Origin of the sequence: Pseudomonas sp. MYb13 (assembly GCF_002980075.1) — a bacterium.
Classification (GTDB): Bacteria; Pseudomonadota; Gammaproteobacteria; order Pseudomonadales; family Pseudomonadaceae; genus Aquipseudomonas; species Aquipseudomonas lurida.
The window spans coordinates 157530-181129 of sequence record NZ_PCQI01000008.1; the positions used below are offsets into that span (position 1 = coordinate 157530).

At 62.2% G+C, this 23600-nt stretch carries 22 protein-coding genes; 12 read left to right on the plus strand and 10 right to left on the minus strand.

From position 1 onward, the window contains the following. The first annotated feature begins 4 nt into the window (after positions 1-4). The 5 genes from CQ002_RS16640 to CQ002_RS16660 all read left to right on the plus strand — a co-directional run bounded on the left by CQ002_RS16640 (position 5) and on the right by CQ002_RS16660 (position 5442). Positions 5-805, plus strand: a complete 801-nt coding sequence (locus tag CQ002_RS16640; protein ID WP_003232361.1) for a carbohydrate ABC transporter permease — start codon at positions 5-7, stop codon at positions 803-805. Positions 806-815: 10 nt separating this feature from the next. After that, the gene (locus tag CQ002_RS16645) at positions 816-1088 is read left to right on the plus strand and encodes a DUF2160 domain-containing protein (RefSeq protein ID WP_010209675.1); all 273 of its coding nucleotides are present in this window, start codon (positions 816-818) and stop codon (positions 1086-1088) included. Positions 1089-1120: 32 nt separating this feature from the next. Next, a complete protein-coding gene (locus tag CQ002_RS16650) occupies positions 1121-2863 on the plus strand; it encodes an ABC transporter substrate-binding protein (RefSeq protein WP_034106599.1) in 1743 nt (580 codons plus the stop codon). 243 nt (positions 2864-3106) lie between these two features. Continuing rightward, a complete protein-coding gene (locus CQ002_RS16655; RefSeq protein ID WP_105162476.1) occupies positions 3107-4486 on the plus strand; it encodes an iron-containing redox enzyme family protein in 1380 nt (459 codons plus the stop codon). Positions 4487-4497: 11 nt separating this feature from the next. Next, positions 4498-5442 (plus strand): class I SAM-dependent methyltransferase, encoded by a 945-nt coding sequence (locus CQ002_RS16660; RefSeq protein WP_105162475.1) that lies wholly within the window; start codon positions 4498-4500, stop codon positions 5440-5442. Between the two features lie 91 nt (positions 5443-5533). Here CQ002_RS16660 and CQ002_RS16665 read toward each other — a convergent pair whose 3' ends face one another. Further along, the gene (locus tag CQ002_RS16665; RefSeq protein WP_034106593.1) at positions 5534-5962 is read right to left on the minus strand and encodes a hypothetical protein; all 429 of its coding nucleotides are present in this window, start codon (positions 5960-5962) and stop codon (positions 5534-5536) included. 164 nt (positions 5963-6126) lie between these two features. Here CQ002_RS16665 and CQ002_RS16670 point away from each other — a divergent pair, with 164 nt between their 5' ends. Then, positions 6127-7140, plus strand: coding sequence for an ABC transporter substrate-binding protein (locus CQ002_RS16670; RefSeq protein ID WP_105162474.1), 1014 nt, complete (start codon positions 6127-6129; stop codon positions 7138-7140). Positions 7141-7322: 182 nt separating this feature from the next. On the opposite strand, the gene CQ002_RS16675 is transcribed toward CQ002_RS16670, so the two are convergent. After that, on the minus strand, positions 7323-8111 hold the full coding sequence (locus CQ002_RS16675; RefSeq protein ID WP_069077689.1) for a helix-turn-helix domain-containing protein: 789 nt from the start codon (positions 8109-8111) through the stop codon (positions 7323-7325). 86 nt (positions 8112-8197) lie between these two features. On the opposite strand from CQ002_RS16675, the gene CQ002_RS16680 reads away from it, so the two are divergent. The 3 genes from CQ002_RS16680 to CQ002_RS16690 all read left to right on the plus strand — a co-directional run bounded on the left by CQ002_RS16680 (position 8198) and on the right by CQ002_RS16690 (position 10942). Continuing rightward, entirely contained in the window at positions 8198-9196 is a 999-nt protein-coding gene (locus CQ002_RS16680; protein ID WP_105162473.1) for a bile acid:sodium symporter family protein, read from the plus strand. Positions 9197-9282: 86 nt separating this feature from the next. Then, positions 9283-9645: a type 1 fimbrial protein gene (locus tag CQ002_RS16685; RefSeq protein WP_034106585.1), complete on the plus strand. Its 363-nt coding sequence runs from the start codon at positions 9283-9285 to the stop codon at positions 9643-9645. 112 nt (positions 9646-9757) lie between these two features. Continuing rightward, the gene (locus tag CQ002_RS16690; protein ID WP_034106583.1) at positions 9758-10942 is read left to right on the plus strand and encodes a sugar transporter; all 1185 of its coding nucleotides are present in this window, start codon (positions 9758-9760) and stop codon (positions 10940-10942) included. Positions 10943-11097: 155 nt separating this feature from the next. Here the strand turns inward: CQ002_RS16690 and tal are convergent, their stop codons facing one another. From tal to CQ002_RS16725, 7 genes are all read right to left on the minus strand, one after another. Further along, positions 11098-12021: a transaldolase gene (gene tal, locus CQ002_RS16695; RefSeq protein ID WP_034106581.1), complete on the minus strand. Its 924-nt coding sequence runs from the start codon at positions 12019-12021 to the stop codon at positions 11098-11100. A 23-nt stretch (positions 12022-12044) separates the two neighbouring features. Then, positions 12045-12998 (minus strand): sugar-binding transcriptional regulator, encoded by a 954-nt coding sequence (locus tag CQ002_RS16700; protein ID WP_105162472.1) that lies wholly within the window; start codon positions 12996-12998, stop codon positions 12045-12047. A 45-nt stretch (positions 12999-13043) separates the two neighbouring features. Then, positions 13044-13844, minus strand: a complete 801-nt coding sequence (locus CQ002_RS16705; protein WP_034106577.1) for a glucose 1-dehydrogenase — start codon at positions 13842-13844, stop codon at positions 13044-13046. A 17-nt stretch (positions 13845-13861) separates the two neighbouring features. Continuing rightward, complete coding sequence (locus tag CQ002_RS16710) at positions 13862-14626, minus strand: SDR family oxidoreductase (protein WP_034106575.1); 765 nt, start codon at positions 14624-14626, stop codon at positions 13862-13864. Between the two features lie 85 nt (positions 14627-14711). After that, positions 14712-16223 carry a sugar ABC transporter ATP-binding protein gene (locus CQ002_RS16715; protein WP_105162471.1) on the minus strand — a complete coding sequence of 504 codons (1512 nt, stop codon included), beginning with the start codon at positions 16221-16223 and terminating at the stop codon, positions 14712-14714. 15 nt (positions 16224-16238) lie between these two features. Beyond that, complete coding sequence (locus CQ002_RS16720; RefSeq protein ID WP_034106571.1) at positions 16239-17171, minus strand: sugar ABC transporter substrate-binding protein; 933 nt, start codon at positions 17169-17171, stop codon at positions 16239-16241. A gap of 50 nt (positions 17172-17221) precedes the next feature. Next, complete coding sequence (locus CQ002_RS16725) at positions 17222-18229, minus strand: ABC transporter permease (RefSeq protein ID WP_052211122.1); 1008 nt, start codon at positions 18227-18229, stop codon at positions 17222-17224. Between the two features lie 362 nt (positions 18230-18591). Between CQ002_RS16725 and CQ002_RS16730 the strand changes: the two genes are divergently transcribed. The 3 genes from CQ002_RS16730 to CQ002_RS16740 are packed head-to-tail and all read left to right on the plus strand — an operon-like array spanning position 18592 to position 21831. Next, entirely contained in the window at positions 18592-19428 is an 837-nt protein-coding gene (locus CQ002_RS16730) for a transketolase (protein WP_034106569.1), read from the plus strand. After that, a complete protein-coding gene (locus tag CQ002_RS16735) occupies positions 19418-20350 on the plus strand; it encodes a transketolase family protein (RefSeq protein ID WP_105162470.1) in 933 nt (310 codons plus the stop codon). Before CQ002_RS16730 ends, CQ002_RS16735 begins: the two co-directional genes overlap by 11 nt. A gap of 5 nt (positions 20351-20355) precedes the next feature. After that, positions 20356-21831, plus strand: a complete 1476-nt coding sequence (locus CQ002_RS16740; protein ID WP_105162469.1) for an FGGY family carbohydrate kinase — start codon at positions 20356-20358, stop codon at positions 21829-21831. Positions 21832-22485: 654 nt separating this feature from the next. On the opposite strand, the gene CQ002_RS16745 is transcribed toward CQ002_RS16740, so the two are convergent. Then, complete coding sequence (locus tag CQ002_RS16745) at positions 22486-23430, minus strand: aliphatic sulfonate ABC transporter substrate-binding protein (RefSeq protein WP_105162468.1); 945 nt, start codon at positions 23428-23430, stop codon at positions 22486-22488. Positions 23431-23600 lie beyond the last annotated feature (170 nt).

Consider the following 23600-nt stretch of genomic DNA (forward strand, 5'->3'; position numbering starts at 1 on the left):
CAACATGAGCAAGAGAAAGCTGATACCGCTGCTGATCTACATCCTGTTCCTGCTGGTGCCGATCTACTGGCTGTTGAACATGTCCTTCAAGAGCAATACCGAAATCCTCGGTGGTCTGACGTTGTTTCCGCAGGATTTCACCCTGGCCAACTACAAGGTGATCTTCACCGACCCTAGCTGGTACACCGGTTACCTCAACTCGCTGTACTACGTGAGCCTGAACACGGTGATCTCCCTGAGCGTGGCGCTGCCGGCCGCCTATGCGTTTTCGCGCTACCGTTTCCTGGGCGACAAGCACCTGTTCTTCTGGCTGCTGACCAACCGCATGGCGCCACCGGCGGTGTTCCTGCTGCCGTTCTTCCAGCTGTATTCGTCCATCGGCCTGTTTGACACGCACATCGCCGTGGCCCTGGCCCATTGCCTGTTCAACGTGCCGTTGGCGGTGTGGATCCTGGAAGGTTTCATGTCCGGGGTGCCCAAGGAAATCGACGAAACCGCCTACATTGATGGCTACTCGTTTCCCAAGTTCTTCGTGAAGATTTTCATCCCGTTGATCGGCTCCGGCATTGGTGTGACCGCGTTTTTCTGCTTCATGTTTTCCTGGGTCGAACTGCTGCTGGCGCGCACCCTGACCTCGGTCAATGCCAAGCCCATCGCGGCGGTGATGACGCGCACGGTCTCGGCGTCGGGTATCGATTGGGGCGTGCTGGCGGCGGCGGGGGTGTTGACTATCCTTCCCGGCATGCTGGTGATCTGGTTTGTTCGCAACCACGTGGCCAAGGGCTTTGCCCTGGGCCGGGTCTGAGGAGTCGATGATGGAATGGATGGCCTGGACCACCCCTACCGCGCTGTTCTTCGGTGCCATAGCCCTGATCCTCGCGGGCATGACCACTTGGGAACTGCGCTCGCCGAGCATCCCCCGGCGTGGTTTTTTACCGATCAGCACCACCCGTGGTGATCGCTTGTTTATCGGTCTTCTCGGCAGCGCCTACCTGCATTTGCTGGTTATCGGCGTTACCGACTGGAGCATCTGGGTGGCGTCCGCGCTCTCCCTGGTATGGCTGTTGAGTGTGATGCGTTGGGGCTAGTGCCCTTATGAATAAACAACCAGGAGGTCTCTATGTTGAATAAGAACAATAAGCTGCGACATAGCATTTCATTGGCCGCCGTACTGGCCCTGAGCGGTTTGAGCGCCTCGGCCTGGGCCGATGCGTACGAAGATGCCGCGAAAAAATGGATCGGCAGCGAGTTCAAACCGTCCACCCTCACGGCTGACCAGCAGCTCGCGGAACTGAAGTGGTTTATCAAGGCTGCCGAACCGTTCCGTGGGATGAAGATCAATGTGGTGTCGGAAACCCTCACCACCCACGAGTACGAGTCCAAGGTGCTGGCCAAGGCCTTCAGTGAAATCACCGGGATCAAGCTGACCCACGACCTGCTGCAGGAAGGCGACGTGGTGGAGAAGCTGCAAACCCAGATGCAGTCCGACAAGAACATCTATGACGGCTGGGTCAACGACTCGGACCTGATCGGTACGCACTTTCGCTATGGCAAGACCGAGTCCATCACCGACCTGATGGCCAATGAAGGCAAGGATTTCACCTCGCCGACCCTGGACATCAAGGACTTCATCGGCATCTCCTTCACCACCGCGCCGGACGGCAAGATCTACCAGTTGCCCGACCAGCAGTTCGCCAACCTGTATTGGTTCCGCGCCGACTGGTTCGAGCGCCCGGAGCTGAAAGCCAAGTTCAAGGAAAAATACGGCTACGAGCTCGGCGTGCCGGTGAACTGGTCGGCCTATGAAGACATCGCCAAGTTCTTCAGCGAGGACGTCAAGGAGATCGACGGCAAGCGCATCTATGGCCACATGGACTACGGTAAAAAAGACCCGTCCCTGGGCTGGCGCTTCACCGATGCCTGGTTCTCCATGGCCGGTGGCGGCGACAAGGGCTTGCCCAACGGCTTGCCTGTGGACGAGTGGGGCATTCGCGTGGAGGACTGCCATCCGGTGGGTTCCAGCGTGACCCGGGGCGGCGACACCAACGGCCCGGCCGCGGTATTCGCTACGCAAAAATACGTGGATTGGATGAAAGCCTATGCGCCACCCGAGGCGGCGGGCATGACCTTCTCCGAGTCCGGCCCGGTGCCGTCCCAGGGCAACATCGCCCAGCAGATCTTCTGGTACACCGCGTTTACCGCAGACATGGTCAAGCCGGGCCTGCCGGTGGTGAATGCCGACGGCACGCCGAAATGGCGCATGGCGCCGTCGCCTGTCGGACCTTACTGGGAGAAAGGCATGAAGAAGGGCTATCAGGACGTAGGTTCCTGGACCTTCCTCAAGTCCACGCCCGAGAAACAGAAACTCGCAGCCTGGCTCTATGCGCAGTTCGTGACCTCGAAAACCGTGTCGCTGAAGAAAACCATCGTTGGCCTGACGCCGATTCGTGAGTCCGACATCAATTCCCAGGCCATGACCGACATGGCGCCAAAACTGGGTGGCCTGGTGGAGTTCTACCGCAGCCCGGCCCGGACCGAGTGGTCGCCGACCGGCACCAACGTGCCGGACTACCCACGCCTGGCGCAACTGTGGTGGAGCAACATCGCCGCCGCTGCCAGCGGCGAGAAAACCCCGCAACAGGCTCTCGACAACCTGGCCAAGGAGCAGGACGCGATCATGACGCGCCTGGAACGCTCCAAGGTGCAACCGGTATGCGGTCCGAAAATGAACCCCGAGCGTGACGCGCAGTACTGGTTCGACCAGCCGGGCGCGCCAAAACCGAAACTGGCGAACGAGAAGCCAAAAGGCGAAACCGTGAACTACAACGATCTGCTCAAGCAGTGGGAGGCGGCGCGCAAGTAAACACCCCCGTCATTGCTCATTGTGGCGAGCGGGGCAACCCGGCTCGCCACATGGGTTCTCCCGCCATATCCGCGCTGGCGAAAGTCCGAGCGTCGCGACCGCCGATCCGCAGCTTTCCAACCCTGATTGAATTTTCCCCGCACCCCGATGCTCTTCATTCTAGAAGCGTGTGGTTCTCAGCGCTCTTGCGGGGCCTCTTCTTCGGGAGGCCTGGTTGTATCGGACTTTGCGGAAACTGCCATCATGACGCTTCTTGCAGCGCTGTCAGGCCAGCCGGCCTCTATCACCCACTCGGCGCCCGGCCAGTACCATGGGCTGTATCAACAGCTCTATGCCGAAGTCCAGGGCGCGGAACAGGCGGCGCGGGACTTTCTGCGGGCGCAGTTGGCGCAGGTGCAGGACGCGCCCAGCGAACTGCCGCAGAGCCCCGAGCAACTGCCGGCCTGGATCGAACAGCGTTGCGCCGAGGTGGCCCAGGCCTACGCCGATTACCTGGAGCAACGCCAGCAAGGGCGGCCACGTCGCTACTTCCAGAACAAGGCCCATGCGCTGTATTTCCTGCAGCGCGTGGCCCCGACCAAACAGGTCGACGGCGCCTGGCTCAACGGTCTGCTGCGCTATTGGCAGGACCCGCGTTTCGACGGCCTGCTCACCACCTACCTCGAAGAATTGGGTGACGGTGAAGCTGCGCAGAACCATGTGGTGATCTACCGCAAATTGCTCAACGAATACGATGCCGACAGCGACGCCGGCCTCGAAGACGCGCACTACTTGCAAGGCGCGCTGCAGATGGCCCTGGGCGTGTGCGCCGAGGAATTCCTGCCGGAAATCATCGGCTACAACCTCGGCTATGAGCAGTTGCCCCTGCACCTGCTGATCACGTCGTACGAGTTGAGCGAGTTGGGTATCGACCCGTATTACTTCACCTTGCACGTGACCATCGACAACGCCAGCAGCGGCCATGCGTGCAAGGCGGCGCAGTCGGTGCTCAACCTGTTGCCGCTGGGCGAGGGCAGGGCAGACTTCTACCGTCGCGTGGCCGAGGGGTATCGCCTCAACGACCTTGGCCCGGGCACCACCGCTGTGATCAATGGTTTTCACCTGCAGGACGAGGTGGTGGCGATGCTTGAGCGCAAGCGAACATTTGGCCAGCACCTGCACTCGGACTACTGCCGCTTCGAAGGCAAGACCGTCAACCAATGGCTGGCGCAGCCGGGGCAGATCGGTGCCTTTCTCCAGGCCCTGCAAGACAAGGGCTGGATCAAGCGTCACCAGGACCCGGCCGACAGCCGTTTCTGGCAACTGATCGAGGGCGCGGGCGCGGCAATGTTCGGTGTATTCAGTGGCTACGAAAAACAGGTGTTGCACGACTGGATCGCCGGTGACTGGATCAACGGCCAGCGCGTGCCGCCCGTGCGGCCCGGACGCGGCAGCCGGTTCTCCCGCGAGCAGCATCGTCCTGCAGACCCGGACACCCAGGCGCTGGTCGAGTCGTTGTCGAACCTGCCCGATCATCAGCAGCTTCATGCACTGATCCCGTGGCTGTCAGCGCGACGCCATTGCACGCCCGCCGGGTTGTACGCAACCCGCCGCTTTATCCAACTGCGCGCGCGCTTGCGCTAAGGAATTCGCCTATGTCTGCACAACAACTCGCCGACCGCGCCCTGCTGAACCTGGGGCGGGGGTTGAAGGAGAGCGGCTACCGTTTCATCACCCCGACGCCCCTGACCCATGAACGGGTGTTTCAACGCCTGGCAACGCCATTGGCGACGGACCTGCGCGACGTGTTCGGCTGGTCGATACCCTTTGGCAACGACCTGCTGCCCGAAGCCTTTCGTGAAGAATTGCAGCAGGCCGATGTCGTCGAAAAGCACGACGCGCTGTGGCGCAGCGCGGTGCGTTGGTCGAGCCTGGACGACCTGCTGTTTGCGCATTCCGCTTACCCCACCACGCAAGCCGACGCGGTGTTTTTCGGGCCGGACAGCTACCGCTTCGCCCAGGTGATCGAAGCCCATCTGCAACAGCGTTTTGAACCGATCAAGCGCGCCGTGGACATTGGCTGCGGCGCCGGTGTGGGCGCATTGGTGATTGCCCGTGCGCGGCATGACGCGCAGGTCCTGGCGGTGGATATCAACCCGCGCGCCTTGCGCATGACGGCAGTGAATGCCGAACTGGCCGGGCTGGGCAACGTCAGCGCCTACCACAGCGACGTGCTGGCGAACGTGGAGGGCGAGTTTGACCTGATCGTCGCCAACCCGCCGTACATGAATGATGACCGCCAACGTGCCTATCGCCATGGCGGCGGGACATTGGGGGAGCAGTTGTCGGTGCGAATCGCCAGCGAATCCCTGGGGCGCCTGGCCCTGGGCGGTAGCCTGGTGCTGTACACCGGCGTGGCGATTGTCGCGGGCCAGGACCCGTTCCTGGCGGCGGTCAGGCCATTGCTCGGCAGCGATGCCTACGGCTGGACCTACCGTGAACTCGACCCCGATGTGTTTGGTGAAGAGTTGGCCAAGCCCGGCTATGAACGTGTGGAACGGATTGCCGTGGTCGCACTCACCGTCACCCGATTGCGCTGACGGCGATGCTCACCTTCGGGATCGAGGAGGCATATTTCATCACCGACCTGCACACCCGGCGTCTGGGCGTGCCCGTTTACGTCTGACGCGATCAGGCGGCTTGTGGCTGCAAGTGCAGTGCGCCGTCCACGTCCTTGACCAACTCACTGGCCACGAACAACGGCACCAGGCGCTTGTGCAACTGCGGCTCGACAAAGTCCTTCACCGTGTCGAGGGCCAGCACGCCGCTGAGCGGCAACTCGGTCTTGGAATACGACAGCCAGGCTTTCTTCAGCATCGCCAGCACGTCACTGCCCGCCGTGGAGGCGAATCGGCGGTGGGTGGGGCGGCCGTCGAAGGTGAACGTGTGCTGGAACGCATACCCGGTTTCATCGCCATGGCCGGCGGCGCAGCGCACGCAGGTGCAGGCGCCGTCACCGAACGCACTGCGCAGATAGGCGTTGAAGTCCACCACGGGTTTGAGTGACAGGCGCTTATCGACCTCGAACAGGTCCCCAGTCATTTTTTCGTCAGTGTTCAACGTCCATTTCCTCGCAGTGTTCGATAGCTTTTCAAAGCGCGGCACAATAACAGCCAGGCGCCTATTTGTGGGTAATTTGCATAACAATAGAACCCGATATTCTTTTCCCGTCTTAAAAATCGTGGCTACCCTCGCTCACCTTCTCAAAAGCGCGGCAGACCCCCATGACCCTCAAGCGTTCGTCCCTGACTCTCCTGGCGGCTTCCCTGGCTGTCGCAAGTGCCTTGCTCAGCCCGGGTGCCCAGGCCGAAGGCAAGATCAGCATCGCCCAGCAATTCGGTATCGGCTACCTGATTCTCGATGTTGTGCGCGACCAGAACCTGATCGAAAAGCACGGCAAGGAACAGGGCCTGGATATCAAGGTAGAGTGGAACAGCATTTCCGGCGCCACGGCCATGAACGAATCGTTGCTGGCCGGCGCCCTCGACGTGGTCTCCGCGGGTGTGCCGCCGATGCTGACGCTGTGGGACCGCACGAAAGGCAAGCAGAACGTCAAGGCCATCGCCTCCCTGGGGTCGATGCCCAACTACCTGCTGACCAACAACCCCAATGTGAAAACCCTCAAGGACTTCACCGAGAAAGACCGTATCGCGGTGCCTGCCGCCGGTGTGGGTTTCCAGTCGCGCACCTTGCAGATCGAGACCGCCAAGCAGTTCGGTGATGCCAACTACAAGAAGTTCGACGACATCTCCATCAGCCTGGCCCACCCGGACGCAACGGCGGCATTGATTGCCGGTGGTTCGGAGATCAATGCGCACTTCTCCAGCCCGCCATTCCAGTACCAGGAATTGCTCAATCCGAATGTGCACAAAGTGTTGAGCTCCTACGACATCCTCGGTGGCCAGGCGACGTTCAACGTGCTGTACACCACGCAGAAGTTTCATGACGAGAACCCCAGGACCTATAAGGCGTTCTATGACGCGCTGGCCGAAGCCGAGAAGATCATCAAGGCCGACAAGCCGGCCGCAGCCAAGGCCTACATCCGCGTAGAGCAGTCGAAGTTGCCATTGGACCTGGTAGAGAAGATCGTCCAGGACCCGGAGATCGACTTCACCATCGTGCCCCAGCGTACCTATATCTACGCCGAGAAATTGCAGGCGCTGGGCGTGCTCAAAAACAAGGCCGCGAGCTGGAAGGACTACTTCTTCGAAGAGGCCCACGGCGGCAACGGTAGCTGAAATCGAACACGGCTCAAAAGGTTGGAGCAGGCTTGCCTGCAGGCGATTCTGGCCTAGTCACCGACTGGTGGATGTACATCAGTCAAAAGGTGGGAGCTGGCTTGCCTGCGATAGCGGTCTGCCAGCCCAAAAAATGCTGCTGATACGCCGTCATCGCAGACCAGCCAGCGTCGTCAGGACAATCAGCGGAAGAACTCGCCCGGGGTGGCATCGAACTGCTGCCGAAACGCATTGATAAACGCCGACGTCGACTCATACCCACACCCCAGCGCCACATCCGTCACCCGCTCGCCTCGTTCCAGGGCGGGCAGGGCGGTCAACAGTCGCAAACGCTGGCGCCAGGCTCGAAACGTCAGCCCGGTATCGCTCAAGAACAACCGACTGAGTGTCTTCTCGCTCACCCCCAGCTTCTGGCTCCACTGCCCCAGGGTTGTCTGTTGCTCCGGGTGCAGGTTCAGGCTGCGATAGATCTGCCGCAAGCGCGGGTCCAGCGGCAACGGTAGCATCAGGTCCACCTGCGGCGCCGCCGCCAACTGGTCCAGCACCACCTGGGCCAGCCGGCCATCCGGCCCATCCTCGGCATATTCCACTGGCAGCTCGCTGAAGCTGCGGATCAGCTCGCGCAGCAAACTGCTCACTTCCAGCACATGACAGTGCCCGGCCGCCCATGTGGTGACGCTGCAGTCCAGGTACAGGCTGCGCATTTCGGTGTGCGGCGAGCTGTAGACCCGGTGCGGCACACCCGCCGGAATCCACACCGCACGCTGGGGCGGCGCCACGAAGCGGCCAACGCTGGTCTGGATCTCCAGCACCCCGGAAATCGCATAGGACAATTGCACCCACGGGTGGCTGTGCCGGCGGGTCAGCGCGCGGTTGGGCAGCGATTCAGTGCGCCCGTACACCGGCCGTGGCAGGCTGGAAAGCCCCGGCACACTGCGGCGGACCGTCTTGTCATGTCCTTTAGGCGGCATTTACTGGCTCATTGGCGTTAGTCGGTAACAAGCCGTTACGTTAGAGTCGCCACGACGCTCTTGGCAACCCCCGGAAGATCCTGCTTATGACTCGCCCCCGCTTTCTGCCTGACAACTTCACCCTGACGCTGATCGCCACGGTGATCCTTGCCTCCCTGCTGCCTGCCAGCGGCCAGACCGCCGTGGCCTTCGGCTGGGTCACCAACCTGGCCATCGCGCTGCTGTTTTTCCTGCACGGTGCCAAGCTGTCGCGCCAGGCCATCGTCGCCGGCGCCGGCCACTGGCGCCTGCACCTGTTGGTGTTCAGCCTGACCTTTGTGCTGTTCCCATTGCTGGGCCTGGCGCTCAAGCCGGTGCTGTCGCCGCTGATCGGCAAAGACCTGTACATGGGCATGCTGTATCTCTGCGCCTTGCCGGCCACGGTGCAATCGGCGATTGCCTTCACCTCCCTGGCGCGGGGCAATATCCCGGCGGCGATTTGCAGTGCGGCGGCGTCCAGCCTGTTCGGCATCTTCCTCACGCCACTGCTGGTGACCTTGCTGCTCAACGTGCACGGCGAGGTCGGCTCGACCGTCGACGCGATCCTGAAAATCAGCGTGCAACTGCTGCTGCCGTTCATCGCCGGGCAGATCGCCCGTCGTTGGATCGGCGAGTGGGTGGGGCGCAATAAATCCTGGCTGAAATTCGTCGACCAGGGCTCGATCCTGCTGGTGGTCTACGGCGCATTCAGCGAAGCGGTCAACGAAGGCATCTGGCACCAGATCCCAGTGTGGGAACTCGGCGGGCTGGTGGTGGCCTGCTGCGTATTGCTTGCGCTGGTGCTGGTCGCGTCCACGGTGCTGGGCAAGGCGTTTGGTTTTAACCAGGAAGACCGTATCACCATTCTGTTCTGCGGCTCGAAGAAGAGCCTGGCGACCGGTGTACCGATGGCCCAGGTGCTGTTCGCAGGCGCAAGCATGGGCGTGCTGATCCTGCCGCTGATGCTGTTTCACCAGATCCAGTTGATGGTGTGTGCGGCATTGGCACAGCGCTATGCCAAGCGGCCCGAAAGCATTGCCCAGATGATGGGGCAGGTGGATCCTTGATCTACGTCACAGCCTTTGCCGAATAGCCTCAAGTAAACGCCCGGCGGGACGACTTAGTGGGTAAGAGCCCAGTAAGGAGTGTCGCCATGAGCATTAAAGGTATTTCGGTGTTTACCAGCCTGCTGTGCCTATGGGCGGGGGCGTGCAGTGCGGCGCAAACCGTCGGGCAGGGCACGATCGAGTTCAGGGGCAGCATCGTCGAGCCGGGGTGTGCGACAAATGCGCGCAGTGGCTCGGTCATGGAACTCAAAGGCTGCGCCCAGGCCAACCGCGGCAGCCGCCTGGATGTACGCAGCATGGCGCCGCAGGCCAGTGCCAACGCCGCCCATGTGCAACTGGTGGCAGACAGCGGCAGCGGACGTTACTACGACCAGCAGTATGTGCTGGTGGACAGCGCCGGCAAGCGGATTCGGTCGGGTAACTACGTGATCACCCTGACGGCGCCGTGAACCCTGGGGCGACGATCCGCATCAACAGCGGGGCCAGAAACCTATAGAATGCTCGGCGGCGGCGCTTGTCCCGGGTGGCCGCTCGATCACCGTCAGAGTACCGCGCCGTTCAATGAGTATTTCAGCCGCAACGCCCCAAGCCAATTGGCAACCGGTCATCGCCCTCGCGTTGGCCGCCTTTGTGTTCAACACCACCGAATTCGTGCCCGTCGGCCTGCTCAGCGCCATCGGTGCCAGCTTCGACATGCCGGTGTCCAGCGTCGGGCTGATGCTCACCATCTATGCCTGGATCGTGTCCCTGACTTCGTTGCCAGTGATGCTGCTGACCCGCAACATCGAACGGCGCAAGCTGCTGATCGTGTTGTTCTGCATGTTTATCGTCAGCCATATCCTGTCCAGCGTCGCCACCAGTTTTGGCATCCTGATGCTCAGTCGCATCGGCATTGCCTTGTCCCACGCGCTGTTCTGGTCGATTACTGCCTCCCTTGCCGTGCGGCTGGCGCCGGCCGGCAAACAGGTGCAAGCCCTCGGCCTGCTGGCCACCGGTACCTCCCTGGCGATGGTCCTGGGCATCCCCTTGGGCCGCCTGCTCGGCGAAGCCATGGGGTGGCGCACCACCTTCCTGGTCATCGGCGCCTTCGCCGCCGCGCTGGTGTTCTGGCTCGCGCGGACCTTGCCCTTGCTGCCGAGCCAGAACTCCGGCTCGCTGCGCAGCCTGCCACTGCTGTTCAAGCGCCCGGCGCTGGTGGCGCTGTATGTGCTCACCGCCATGACCGTGACGGCGCAGTTCACCGCCTACAGCTACATCGAACCCTTCGTCGAAGGCGTCGCCGGCATGAGCGGCAGCGCGGTGACCCTGATCCTGCTGGTGTTCGGCGGCGCGGGCATCATCGGCTCACTGCTGTTCAGCGTGGTGCACCGTTTCAATCCGCACCTGTTCGTGGTCGGCGCGGTGTTCATGCTGGCCGCGTGCCTGGCCTTGCTGTTGCCGTTGAGCGGCGCCGAATCCTACCTGGTGGGACTGAGCATCTTCTGGGGCATGGCGATCATGGGCTTCGGCCTGGCGATGCAATCCAAGGTGCTGGTGTTGGCACCGGATGCCACCGACGTGGCGATGGCGATGTTCTCCGGCATCTACAACATCGGCATCGGCGGCGGTGCGTTGATGGGTAGTTGGGTCGGCAGCCAGTTCGGCTTCGCCTGGATCGGCGCGGCGGGCGGGTTATTGGCGGCGGTGGCGTTGATCGGGTATTGCCTGGCGATTCGCAAATTTGGGCAGGGCGTCGCGCGTGACTGAGCTGCGATCGATCGCTGTTTACTGACGGGCAACAGCGTCATCCGTTGTTGCGTGCTGGTGAGTGGTGCGTGCCTCACGTAGCCCGGCACGCCACGTTCAGCCATGGCCTTGGTGGGTACACCAGGGCGCACGGCTGGCTGAACGGCTGGGCAGGGCTATAGCGCAGCGAGGACTGCCTCGAGTTTTTCCTGGTCGCGGGCAAACTGGCGAATGCCTTCGGCCAGTTTCTCGGTGGCCATCGCGTCCTCGTTGGAGCCCCAGCGAAACTGCGCTTCGTTGAGGGTCTGGCGCGACTCGCCGGCAGCCCCCGGATTCAATTTGCGCTCCAGCACGCCCTGGTCTTCATCAAGCTTTTGCAGCAACTCCGGGCTGATGGTCAGGCGATCGCAGCCCGCCAGTTGTTCGATCTGGCTGAGGGTGCGGAAGCTGGCACCCATGACCACGGTCTTGATGGCGTTGGCCTTGTAGTAGTTGTAGATCCGCGTCACGGACTGCACGCCCGGGTCATCCCCACCGGTGTAGTCCAGGCCGGTGTTCTTGCGGTACCAGTCATAGATGCGGCCTACGAACGGCGAAATCAGGAACACCCCGGCATCGGCGCAGGCGGCGGCCTGGACGAACGAAAACAGCAGGGTCAGGTTGGTCTGGATCCCGGCCTTTTCCAAGCGCTCGGCGGTGCGGATGCCTTCCCAGGTGGAGGCCAGTTTGATCAGCACGCGGTCGCGGCCGACGCCGGCCTGGTCATACAAGGCGATCAACTGGTTGGCCTTGGCCCACAGCGCCTCTTCGTCGAAAGACAGGCGCGCATCGACTTCGGTGGAAATGCGCCCCGGAATCGCCTTGAGAATGCCGCAGCCCACTGACACCGCAAAGCGATCACAGGCCAGGTCCACATCGCCCTTGGACAGGCTCACCGCACCGCGCAGCAACTCGGCATACTCCGGGATGGCAGCGGCCTTGAGCAGCAGGGAAGGGTTGGTGGTGGCATCCACCGGGCGCAACCGGCTGATGGCTTCCAGGTCGCCGGTGTCGCAGACCACGGTGGTGAATTGCTTGAGTTGTTCGAGCTTGGACGTCATGAGCGGCGGTCTCCAGAAAAAGGTTATCGGTTGAGGGCCTGTGCGGTATCCAGATCGGTGATCAGGATGTCCAGGTAGCCGCCCTTCAGCGCGCCACGAATGGCCTGGACCTTGTTCAACCCACCGGCCAGGCCGAGCACACGGTGGATGGCGCGCAGCTTGGGCAGCGCCACCGACACGACGAATTCTTCATCCTCCTCGAGCACCGGCTTGCCCTGGGCATCGAAGTAACGCAGGCAGATATCGCCCACCGCGCCGCGTTCGGCCAGCAGGCGCAACATGTCTTCGGTGTAGTAGTTACCGCTGTTGCGCAGCAGTTGCGAAGGCTCAAGGTCGCCGATGCCGACAATCGCCAAGGTGATGCTGTCAAAGCGCTGCAGCACCTCCTTGACCTCTTCCATCTGCACGATGCGTTGCTTGCTCTCCACCGATTGCTCGATGCTTTGCGACGGCAGCAGAAACGCCGGGCAATTGAGCAGGGTCGCCAGGCGCTGGGTCAGCAAGGTGGCTTCAAACGCACCCTTGTGACCGACGCCGCCCAACAGTTGTACCACTTCCTGGGCCGCCTGCTTGCCGGGTTGCGCATGCAAATGGCCAACCATGGCGCGGATGGTGCTGCTCCACGATGAAATCCCGATATGGTCCTGGGGCGACAGGCTGGTTTCCAGGTAATGGGCGGCGGCCGAACCGATGGCCTGCTTGATGCTTTCGTCATTGCCCGGCTCGGTGGATTCCACCACGATCACCCGGCGCACGCCGTAGCGACGTTGCAGCTGGTTTTCCAGTTCCAGGTGCAGGCCCTGCAGGCGCATCACCGTGATCTTCACCACGCCTTCCTGCAGCGCCCGGCGCAGGGCGCGGCTGATAAAGGACTGGGACAGGTCCAGTTGCGCGGAAATCTCGGACTGCTTGAGCCCTTCTTCGTAATAGAGGCTCGCGATCTTGGTGATCAGGCGCTGTTCTTCGATCTGGCTCATGAAAGCCTCAGTTGTTGACACAATGGCCGTGAGGATACCAAACCCTTACGACATGATCAGGCCGCCGTCGATATTGATCGCCTGGCCGGTCAGGTAGGCCGCATCGTCCGAGGCCAGAAAGGCCACCAGGCCCGCGACATCCGAGGGTTTGCCGGCACGCCGCAGGGGGATGTTCTTGACCCATTCGGCCATCAACTCACCCTTGCCGTAGCGTTTCTCGTCGGTGCTGAGGATCTCGCCCCAGACCCGGTCGTTGTAGTCCCACATCTCGCTTTCGATGATGCCCGGGCAAAACGCATTCACCGTGATGTTATGCCGAGCCAACTCCAGCGCCAGGCTCTGGGTAATGCCGATCACGCCCATTTTGCTCGCGGCGTAGTGCGGCGTGTAGATAAAGCCTTGGCGGCCCTGGCCGGAGGACGTGTTGATCAGCCGCCCGCTGCCTTGCTTGACCATGTACTTGGCCGCCTCCCGGCAGCCGAGCCACACGCCGGTGGTGTTGACCTGCAGCACCTTGTCGAAATCGGCGCGGGGCATCTTGTCGTAGTGGTCGATGGTGATGATGCCGGCGTTCTGCACCGACACGTCGATACTGCCAAAGCGCGCGTGGCCCTCGCGGTAGAGCTTTTCGATGTCGTCTTCACGGGTGACGTCAATGGCCAGGGCTAGGGCGTCGACGCTGTATTCCTGGGCCAGTTGGTCGGCGGTGAAGGTCACGCGTTCAAGGTCATTGGACGCCAGGACCAGGTTGGCGCCTTCCTGGGCGAAGCGCTCGGCAATGCCGGCGCCGATACCACGGCAGGCGCCGGTGATCACTACAGTTTTACCGCCGAATCGTTGCGACATGACAAGGGTTCCCATGATTACCAGCAGACAAAGCCGCCATCGACCAGCAGGTCGACACCGGTGCAGAAGGACGAGGCCTGGCTGACCAGGAAAATCGCCGGGCCGACCATTTCTTCCACGCTGGCCATACGGCCCATGGGCGTGGTCTGTTCAAAGATTTTCACCTGGTCGGCGACTTCCGGGCGCGAATTCATCGGCGTGGCGGTGTAGCCGGGGCTGATGCAATTGACCCGCAAGCCCTTGTCGGCCCATTCCATCGCCAGGCTTTTGCTCAGGTGTATCACACCGGCCTTGGAGGTGTTGTAGTGCGCTTGAAGCAAGCCACGGTTGACGATGCTGCCGGACATCGAGGCGATATTGACGATGGCGCCTTTGCCCCGGGGCAACATCACTGCCGCCTGGGCCTGGCAACTGAGGAAGATGCCCGTGAGGTTGATGTCCAGGGTGGTCTGCCAGCGTTGCAGTTCCAGGTCCTCGGCCGCCTGGGCATTGGCGATGCCGGCGCAGTTGACGGCGACGCTCAATTCGCCGAGTTCCGCTTCGGTACGCGCAACGGCGGCGTCGAGGGCGCCGCGTTCGGTGACGGTGCCGCTCAAGGCCAGGGCGCGACGGCCCAGGGCCTGGATGCGTTCTACAGTGCTGCTGATACCCGGGCTGCCGGGCAGGTCAAAACACGCTACATCCGCGCCGGCTTCGGCGAGCCCGACGGCGATGGCCTGGCCGATGCCGCTGCCGGCGCCGGTGACAAAGGCTACTTGGCCCTGAAGACTAAAAAGCTGCATGAATTTCTCCCTTCTTGAAATCACGGTCGATCCCCTGTGGGCGCAGGCAAGCCAGCGCCTACATTTGATCTGTATTGTTTGTGAGTTAAGCGGTGGCCATTTCCATCACCGAAACCGGTGTGGCTTCGCCGCGCTCCAGAATCCCCATCTGCCGCCCGCGACTCATCACCATCACCCGATGGGACAGCCCGAGCACTTCATCCAGGTCCGAACTCACTACGATCACCGCCATGCCTTTGGCCGCCAGGTCGGCGATCACTTCGTAAATCGCCGCCCGCGCACCCACGTCGATGCCGCGCGTGGGCTCGTCCAGAATGAACACCTTGGGATTGCGCGCCAGCCATTTGGCAATGATCACTTTCTGCTGGTTACCGCCAGACAGACTCGAAATCCGTGACTGCGGCGCACCCTTCACGCCCAGCCGCGCCACCGCCGTGCGCGCGAATTCGCGCAGTGCGGCAGGGAACACCCACCCGCGCTGATCCAACAGGTCGGTGTTGCCGTAGATCAGGTTGTCTTCGATACGGTGTTCCACCACCACGCCTTGCTGCTTGCGGTCCTCTGGCACCAGCACCACCCCGGCCTGGATCGCCTCGAAGGGCGAGCGCAGGTGGCGAACTTCACCGTCCAGCACCATATGGCCTTGAATGTCACGCGCCGCACCGGCAATGGTGCGTACCAACTCGGTCCGCCCGGCACCGACCACACCCGCAATGCCGAACACCTCGCCGGCGCGTACGCTGAAGTCGATGCCGTGCAAGGCAAACTCGCGGCAGGCCAGGTCCTTGACCTGCAACATCACGCGGTCTTGTGGCGCTTGCAGGGTGGGGAAAATCCGCTCCAGGCTGCGCCCGACCATCTGCTCCACCAGTTCGCGCACTGGCACCTGGGCGGTGGCGTGCAGGGCGATCTGGCGTCCATCGCGCAATACCAGCACGCGGTCGGCGATGCGCGCGATTTCCTCCAGGCGATGGCTGATGTAGATAAACGACACGCCTTCGGCCTTGAGTCGTTCGACCTGCTTGAATAGCAGTTCGGTTTCTTCCCCGCCCAATGCAGCGGTGGGTTCGTCGAGGATCAACAGGCTGGCCTTGAGGGTCAGCGCCTTGGCGATTTCAACCAGTTGCTGGGCCGCCACGCTCAGGCCTTCGACCTTGCGCGACGCCGGCACCTTGAGCCCCAGGCGTTCCAACTGGATCTGCGCCTGGGCCTCCATGTACTCGCGGTCCACCCGCCCGTGACGCATGGGCAGGCGGCCGACGAAGATATTCTCGGCGATCGACAATTGCGGCAGCAGGCGGATTTCCTGGTGGATCAGGCCGATCCCGGCGCCCAGCGCAGCACCGGGTGAAGCCGGTGCGTAAGGCGCGCCGAGCCAGGTCATGCTGCCCCCGGCTTCAGGTTGCACCAGCCCGGCGATGATCGACGACAGGGTCGACTTGCCCGCACCGTTCTCGCCGAGCAGGGCCAGCACTTCACCAGGGCGAATATCCACGTTGACCTGCGACAGTACCTGCACCGGCCCATAGGCCTTGCTGATATTGCGCAGGCACAGCACCGCGTCGGCTGGGGCGGTGTCCAGGGCTGCTGCTTGCATGACGACCTCCAAGGTTTACGGGTGCTGCTGCAGGAACGGCGCGACGTTTTCTTTGGTGGTCAGCACGGTGGGCAACAGTTGCTCCTTGGGCACGGCCTTGCCGGCTTTCAGGTCGATGGCCGACGCCACGGCCAGGCGGCCCATCTTTTGGGTCTGCTGGGTCATGGTCGCATTCAACACGCCACTTTCCACGGCCTTGAGCCCGGCGACGTCACCGTCAAAACCCACCACTACGACTTTGTGATCGAGGTTGCCGACCTTCACCGCCTGGGCGGCCCCCAAGGCCATGGCATCGGCACGGCCGAAGAACACGGTGATGTTCGGGTCACGCTGGAGCAGGTCCTGGGCTACGGCGAAGCCTTTGTCCTGGGCCCATTCGGCGGGTTGCTGGGCGACGACCTTAAGGTCCGGGAAGGCTTTCAAGCCTTCCTCGAACCCCTTGGCGCGATCATTTTCGGGGGTGGTGCCGAGCTGGCCTTGCAGGATCGCGATGCGGCCCTTGCCGTCGGTGAGCTTGCCCACGTACTCGGCGAGGGTCTTGGCCCCGGCCACGCTGTCGCTGGCGATAAAGGTATCGCCCGGCGCGTCGGGTGCGTTGCGGTCGACGGCGATCACCGGGATACCGGCGGCTTTCGCTGCCTTGACCGGCACCCCGGCTGCGGTGGCACCGGCCGGGATGTAGATCAGCACATCGATCTGGCGGGTAATCAGGTCTTCAATCTGGCTGACCTGGGTGGAGGAGTTGCCCTGCGCATCCACGGTGATCACCTTGATGCCCTTGGCCTTGCCCTCGGCTTCCACCGATTGCTTGATCTGGTTGAAGAAGTCGGCCTGCAGGTTGGCCACGGCCAGGCCGATGGTCAAATCCTTGGCCCAGGTGGTGCCGGCAGCGGTAAGGGTGGCGGCCGCGAGGGCGGTGGCCAATAGCAGTTTCTTGGGGCTGAACATGTCGGTGACTCCTGGTTTTATTGTTGGAGGGTGTCAACTGTCGAACAGGTTTAACGGGCAGTGCTGGAACGGCGTCGCAGGGTGTCGATGGTCACGGCGAGGGCGATGACCACGCCGATCACCACTTGTTGAATGAAGGGCGAAACACCCAGCAGGTTCAGGCCATTGCGCAGTACGCCAATGATCAGCACCCCCACCAGGGTGCCGCCGATGCTGCCGACGCCGCCGCTGAGGCTGGCGCCGCCAATCACCACGGCGGCGATGGCGTCCAGTTCCAGGCTCAGACCGGCGCTGGGTTGGGAAGAGTCCAGGCGTGCCGCCAGGGTCACGGCGGCAATACCGGCCAGCGCACCACTGATGGCGTACACCCACAGCGTGATTGCGCGCACCTTGATGCCGGACAGGCGCGCCACTTCGGGGCTGCCGCCCATGGCATACAGGTTACGGCCGCCGGCCCGAAAGCGCAGGAACACCCAGGCCACCACGAGCATCACCAGGAACAGCCCGACCGTTGCCGAGAGGAAGCCGAAGTGACGCACCGTGGCCAGGCTGGTGAACCAGTCCGGGTAACCGACGATCTGCCGGCCTTCGGTGAGGATGTTCGCGAGGCCACGGGCCACCGACATCATGGTCAGCGTGGCAATGAAGGGCGGTAGCTTGGCATAGGTGATCAACCCGCCCGACACCAGCCCGGCAAGCATGCCGCTGGCAATCGAGATCGGAATCGCCAAGCCCAGTGGCACCGCCTGGTCCTGGTAAAGCCAGCCGAGCATCATCATCGAGAAGGCCAGTACCGACCCCACCGACAGGTCGATGCCGCCGATCACGATCACCGCTGTCATGCCAATCGCCAGGATGCCCAGCACCGTGACCTGATCAAGAATGTTCAGGCCATTGCGCAACGAGAAGAAGAATTCGGAACTGAAGGAGAAGACCAGCACCAGCAGCACCAGGCCAATCAGCGGGCCGCCGATGTTGCTGGGGAGCAGTTTTACTAACCGCGGGCGGTGGGGCGGCTTGAGTTCGGCCGGGTGCTGGACAATAGCTTTGGCGTCCACAGTGTTCTCCTGATTTATTTTTTTTGGAGTGCCTTCAAGCGCTTTGAATATTTATGCGTGCTTGACTGTTAATTCAGATTCCAGTGGCACCGTGGCAAAGTCAAGCGCTTAATTTTTCCAGTATGCCTCCAGGTCACCGCGTTCGCTCGTCGAGAAGCCTCGGAATAGATAGGCGCGAGTAAGATTTCGGCCGTTTGTCCGAGGGGTGTTTCCAGGTTTTATTTCACTTTTCCGTCGGTCACTCCCTTGACCTGTCGAGCGTTCGGCGTCTAAATAGAAATATATTGTCACTGCTGAATAAATATTCAAATACAGCTTTGCACACTTTTACCCCGCGTGGTCAGCCTCAAAGGAGCCGCTGCATGAATGCCTTCCAGTACGACGCCCACCAGATCAAAGAACAGGCCCGCCTGATCCGACGCCACGTCATCCGCCTGAATGCCGACTCACCGGCCGGCGGCCACACGGGGGCCGATCTCTCGGAAACCGATATTCTCGCGACCCTGTATTTCCGCATTCTCGATACCGGGCCGGAACGCACCGAAGACCCTGAACGCGATATCTATATCCAGAGCAAGGGCCACGGTGTCGGCGGCTTGTATTGCTGCTTGGCGCAGGCGGGCTACATTCCCCTCGACTGGCTGCCCACCTATCAGCACTTCAACTCTCACTTGCCGGGCCACCCGGTGCGGCAGAAAACTCCCGGCATCGAACTGAACACCGGCGCCCTCGGCCACGGCTTGCCGGTGGCGGTGGGGCTGGCGCTGGCGGCGAAGATGTCCGGCAGCAAAAAACGCATCTACGTGCTGACCGGCGACGGTGAACTGGCTGAAGGTTCCAACTGGGAAGCGGCCATGGCTGCCGCCAAGTACGGCCTGGATAACCTGTTTGTGATCGTCGACAAGAACAAGCTGCAGCTGGCGGGGTTGACGGCCGAGATCATGCCGCTAGACCCGCTGGACGAAAAATGGGCGGCTTTCGGCTTTCGCGTCAGCGAGTGCGACGGCAACGACGCGGGCCAGTTGATCGAAGCATTGGAAAGCATGCAGGCCAAGACCGGCGCGCCCCAAGTGCTGATCGCCCACACCATCAAAGGCAAGGGCGTGTCGTTTATCGAAGCCCGTCCCGAATGGCACCACCGCGTGCCCAAGGGTGATGAAATCAACGCGGCACTGGAGGAGTTGAGTCATGGCGAGTGAACATCTGGCGAGCGTCATGGTGGAGGCCTTTATTGCCGCAGTCGATGCCGGCCTGGACGTGGTGCCGGTGGTCAGTGACTCCACTTCCACGGCCAAGATCGGGCCGTTTGTGCAGCGCTTTCCCGAGCGGCTTATCAATGTCGGCATTGCCGAACAGTCGCTGGTCAGCGTCGCGGCGGGCCTGGCCCTCGGCGGTAAGATCGCTGCGACCTGCAACGCGGCACCGTTCCTGATTTCGCGGGCCAATGAGCAGATCAAAGTCGACGTTTGCTACAACCAGGCCAACGTCAAAATGTTCGGCCTGAATGCGGGCACCAGTTATGGACCGTTGGCCAGCACGCACCACAGCCTTGACGATATTTCGGTGATGCGCGGTTTTGGCAACGTGCAGATTTTTGCCCCGGCCGACGCGATCGAGTGCCGGCAGATCGTTGATTACGCGCTGCGCTACCAGGGCCCGGTGTACATCCGTCTCGACGGCAAGGCGTTGCCGGATGTGCACGCGGGCGACTACCAATTCGTACCGGGGCAGGTGGATATCCTGCGCCAGGGCGCGGATGTGAGTATCGTCGCCCTGGGCTCGGTGGTGCACGAAGCGGTGGACGCGGCACGGGTGCTGGCGGAACAGGGGATCCAGGCACAGGTGATCAACCTGTCGTCAATCCGGCCGTTACAGCGTGACGCGTTGCTCAGCGCCCTGAGTGGCACGCGCGCGGTCATCACCGTGGAGGAGCACAACATCAATGGGGGCGTCGGTAGCCTGGTGGCCGAAGTACTCGCCGAAGCCGGGCTGGGGATTGCCTTGGTCCGCCTGGGTATCGGCGATGGCGAATATGCCGCCGCCGGCGCCCGCGAACCGACCCGCGCCTTGCATAACATCGACGCGGCTGGGATTGTGGCGGCTGCCACTCGGTTGCGGTGAATGCGATGACCAACGACACTCCGCTGATACTGGCGATAGATGAAGGCACCAGCAACGCCAAGGCGGTGCTGGTCAACGAACGCGGGCAGGTGATTGCCCGGGGCTCGCGGGCGCTGAGCATCCATCATCCGCAGCCTGGGTTTTCCGAACAGGACCCGCTGCTGATCTGGCACAGCACCCTGGCCGCCATTGAGGAGTGCCTGGCCCAGGTCGATCGGCCTGTCACCGCCCTGGCTATCAGCAACCAGCGTGAATCGGTGGTGGCCTGGGACCGTCGTACCGGCGAAGCCCTGTCGCCGTGCATCAGTTGGCAATGCCGGCGCTCCACCGCGCTATGTGCCCAATTGCATGAGCAGGGTCATGAGGCATTGATTCTGGAAAAGACCGGGTTGGCGTTGGACCCGATGTTTTCGGCAGGCAAGTTTCGCTGGATTCTCGACCACCTTGAGGACGGCCACGCGCGGGCTGCCGCCGGCGATATCTGCCTGGGCACGGTGGACAGCTGGCTGCTGTGGAAACTCAGCGGCGGCCAAGTGTTCGCCACTGACTTCTCCAACGCGGCGCGTACTCAACTGTTCAACCTGCACACCTGTGCCTGGGACCCAGCGCTGTTGGCGCTGTTCAAGATTCCGTTGGTCGCATTGGCCCCGATCCAGCCGAGCGCCGGCTTTTTTGCTGAAACCGTCGCGGTGGGTGGTTTGCCCGCGGGTATCCCGGTGATGTCGATGATCGGCGACTCCCACGCTGCGCTGTATGGGCAGGGCGGGTTTGCGCCGGGGCTGGTGAAGGCGACGCTTGGCACCGGTTCGTCCTTGATGACGCCCATGAGCGGGCCGATTGCGTCGACCCACGGGCTGTCCACCACACTGGCCTGGCATGACGGCGGTCAACCCACTTTCGGTATGGAAGGCAATATCGTCCACACCGGCGCCGCCGTACAGTGGGCCTCGCGCCTGGTGGCGGGTGAATCCCTGGATGCCCTCACCGAGCAAGCCGCGCAACTGCCGGACAACGGCGGCGTATATTTTGTGCCCGCGCTGTCCGGGCTGGGCGCGCCGCACTGGCAGGCCGATGCACGTGGCTTGATCTGCGGGCTGACCGAAGCCACCTCCGGCGCCCATATCCTGCGGGCCTCGCTGGAGTCCATCGGTTATCAGATCCGGGATGTATTCGAAGCCATGCAGCAGGACATCGGCAGCCCATTAAAAGAGCTATGGGTGGACGGCGGCGCGACGCGCAACCGTTGGCTGATGCAGTTCCTGGCCAACCTGCTGCAACGCCCGGTGGTGCGCAGCCTGTCGCCCGAAGTCTCGGCGCTGGGCGCGGCGCACCTTGCGGGGCGGGCGTTGGGGGTGTGGTCCAGTGATGACGCGCTGGGGCAGTTGGAGCGTCAGCGGGAGCGGTTCGAGCCGCAGGATGACCCTGCGATGGCTGGGCGATATTCGGCGTGGAAAAAGGCTTTGGCCCGGGCACTGTTGTGAACGGGATGCACAGGTGCTGGTACGGCGCTGGGCTTGTGGCGAGATGTAACGGATCCCCCGCGATCCAAACATGTGGGAGCGGGCTTGCCCGCGAAAGCGGCCCGACAGCCAACCACTATCTGCCTGTCACCCCACGACCCAACTGTGGGAGCGGGCTTGCTCGCGAAGACGGCCCGACAGCCAACCACCATCTAACTGTCACCCCACGATCCAACTGTGGGAGCGGGCTTGCCCGCGAAGGCGGCCTGACAGCCGACCTGGATGTTGGATCAGACCGGGTACATATCCGTTATTTAGGTAACGGCCACCCTGGGTTCCGCTCTTACAGCGGCTCACTTTTGAACAGCGCAAAAGTAAGCAAAACGCTCTTGCCCCAACACTCGGCACCTCGCTCACGCTCGGTGTGCCCGTAATCCGACAGGGATTTGGGGGGCCGCCGCCACGCGCCCTCCATGGCGCGGGGCGGCTAAACCGGCATCCCTGCCGGTTTACCCCCCAAATCCCTGTCGAATTCCGGCCAGCGTGTTTGATGGGGCGGCTCAGATCAGAAGCACGATCAAAGGCAAGATCAAGAGCGGCTCGCTTCGCATCGTGGGTGGGGGGAGGGGCCTGTATGCCACCTTTCGCAGGTGGCGAGTGGTTCCTGTTGTGTCCTCAAGGCTTCCAGGTCTGCACATCCTGGGCGTCCACGGCCTTGGGTAACAACCCTGCCTTGAAGAAGGCATCGGCAATCTTTTGCTGTTCGCCCAATTGATCGATCGTTACCGGCTGCACCTGATAACTGCGGTGCGCATTGGCCGCTTCAACGGTCGCCACATCGAGGTTGCCCCACAGCGGGCCGAGCACGCTTGCTGCGTCCTGTGGGTGGGTTTTTACCCATCGGCCGGCCTTTTCCAACTGTTCATACACCACCTTCAACACCTCCGGGTGCGCCTTGGCGTAGGGCGTGCCGGTGAGGTAGTAGCGCTTGTAGCTGGCCAGCCCGGCGCCATCCGCCAGGGTGCGCGTGGGCAGTTGGCGTTGCACCCTGGTGAGGAAGGGTTCCCAGGTGACCCAAGCATCCACCTTGTTGTTCTCGAACGCTGCGCGGCCATCGGCGGGCGACAGGTAGGCGGGCTCGATATCCGAAAAGGCCAGGCCCGCCTTGGCCAGTGCGGCAATCAGCAAGTAGTGCGTGCCGGCCGCCTTGGTGACTGCGATCTTCTTGCCCTTGAGGTCCGCCAATTGCTGGATCGGCGAGTCCTTGCGCACCACGATGGCCTGGGCTGAAGGCGAGGGCGCCTCCTGGGCGAAGTAGGTGAGTTTGGCCTGGGCCGCCTGGGCGAAGATCGGCACGGTGTCGGCCACGTCGGCGCTGATGTCGACGTTGCCCACGTTCAACGCCTCCAGCAGCGGCAGGCCGCTGGGGAACTCGTGCCAGCTCACGTCGATGTTGTCGGCCTTGAGGGCTTTTTCCAGGGTGCCCTGGGTTTTCAGCAGGGTGATCAGGGTCGAGGATTTCTGGTAACCGATGCGCACGGTTTCTTGGGCGTCGGCGCTGACGGCGACAGAAAAGGCCAGCAACCCGAGTACGGCGGCGAGGGGACGACGAATGGACATGGCGTGCTCGATATCTAACGAAATAATCCCGAGCTTAAAGTTCAAAAAAATATTCGTTAAATACTCTTTCGGTCTTAGCTTAGGGCGCTTTTTCGCGGATCCGATGAATTGGGCATAACGATAGAATTATAGGGTTCTTTCATATTTTGCCGTCATTAATATAATCGAGT

Excerpts from the sequence above, each read along its gene's own strand:
- CQ002_RS16655 (WP_105162476.1), top strand. The coding sequence starts at position 3,107 with ATGACGCTTCTTGCAGCGCTGTCAGGCCAGCCGGCCTCTATCACCCAC.
- CQ002_RS16685 (WP_034106585.1), top strand. The coding sequence starts at position 9,283 with ATGAGCATTAAAGGTATTTCGGTGTTTACCAGCCTGCTGTGCCTATGG.
- CQ002_RS16700 (WP_105162472.1), bottom strand. The coding sequence starts at position 12,998 with ATGAGCCAGATCGAAGAACAGCGCCTGATCACCAAGATCGCGAGCCTC.
- CQ002_RS16660 (WP_105162475.1), top strand. The coding sequence starts at position 4,498 with ATGTCTGCACAACAACTCGCCGACCGCGCCCTGCTGAACCTGGGGCGG.
- CQ002_RS16650 (WP_034106599.1), top strand. The coding sequence starts at position 1,121 with ATGTTGAATAAGAACAATAAGCTGCGACATAGCATTTCATTGGCCGCC.
- CQ002_RS16735 (WP_105162470.1), top strand. The coding sequence starts at position 19,418 with ATGGCGAGTGAACATCTGGCGAGCGTCATGGTGGAGGCCTTTATTGCC.
- CQ002_RS16640 (WP_003232361.1), top strand. The coding sequence starts at position 5 with ATGAGCAAGAGAAAGCTGATACCGCTGCTGATCTACATCCTGTTCCTG.
- CQ002_RS16675 (WP_069077689.1), bottom strand. The coding sequence starts at position 8,111 with ATGCCGCCTAAAGGACATGACAAGACGGTCCGCCGCAGTGTGCCGGGG.
- CQ002_RS16730 (WP_034106569.1), top strand. The coding sequence starts at position 18,592 with ATGAATGCCTTCCAGTACGACGCCCACCAGATCAAAGAACAGGCCCGC.
- CQ002_RS16740 (WP_105162469.1), top strand. The coding sequence starts at position 20,356 with ATGACCAACGACACTCCGCTGATACTGGCGATAGATGAAGGCACCAGC.
- CQ002_RS16705 (WP_034106577.1), bottom strand. The coding sequence starts at position 13,844 with ATGTCGCAACGATTCGGCGGTAAAACTGTAGTGATCACCGGCGCCTGC.
- CQ002_RS16645 (WP_010209675.1), top strand. The coding sequence starts at position 816 with ATGGAATGGATGGCCTGGACCACCCCTACCGCGCTGTTCTTCGGTGCC.
- CQ002_RS16710 (WP_034106575.1), bottom strand. The coding sequence starts at position 14,626 with ATGCAGCTTTTTAGTCTTCAGGGCCAAGTAGCCTTTGTCACCGGCGCC.
- CQ002_RS16715 (WP_105162471.1), bottom strand. The coding sequence starts at position 16,223 with ATGCAAGCAGCAGCCCTGGACACCGCCCCAGCCGACGCGGTGCTGTGC.
- CQ002_RS16690 (WP_034106583.1), top strand. The coding sequence starts at position 9,758 with ATGAGTATTTCAGCCGCAACGCCCCAAGCCAATTGGCAACCGGTCATC.
- CQ002_RS16720 (WP_034106571.1), bottom strand. The coding sequence starts at position 17,171 with ATGTTCAGCCCCAAGAAACTGCTATTGGCCACCGCCCTCGCGGCCGCC.
- CQ002_RS16680 (WP_105162473.1), top strand. The coding sequence starts at position 8,198 with ATGACTCGCCCCCGCTTTCTGCCTGACAACTTCACCCTGACGCTGATC.
- CQ002_RS16670 (WP_105162474.1), top strand. The coding sequence starts at position 6,127 with ATGACCCTCAAGCGTTCGTCCCTGACTCTCCTGGCGGCTTCCCTGGCT.
- CQ002_RS16745 (WP_105162468.1), bottom strand. The coding sequence starts at position 23,430 with ATGTCCATTCGTCGTCCCCTCGCCGCCGTACTCGGGTTGCTGGCCTTT.
- tal (WP_034106581.1), bottom strand. The coding sequence starts at position 12,021 with ATGACGTCCAAGCTCGAACAACTCAAGCAATTCACCACCGTGGTCTGC.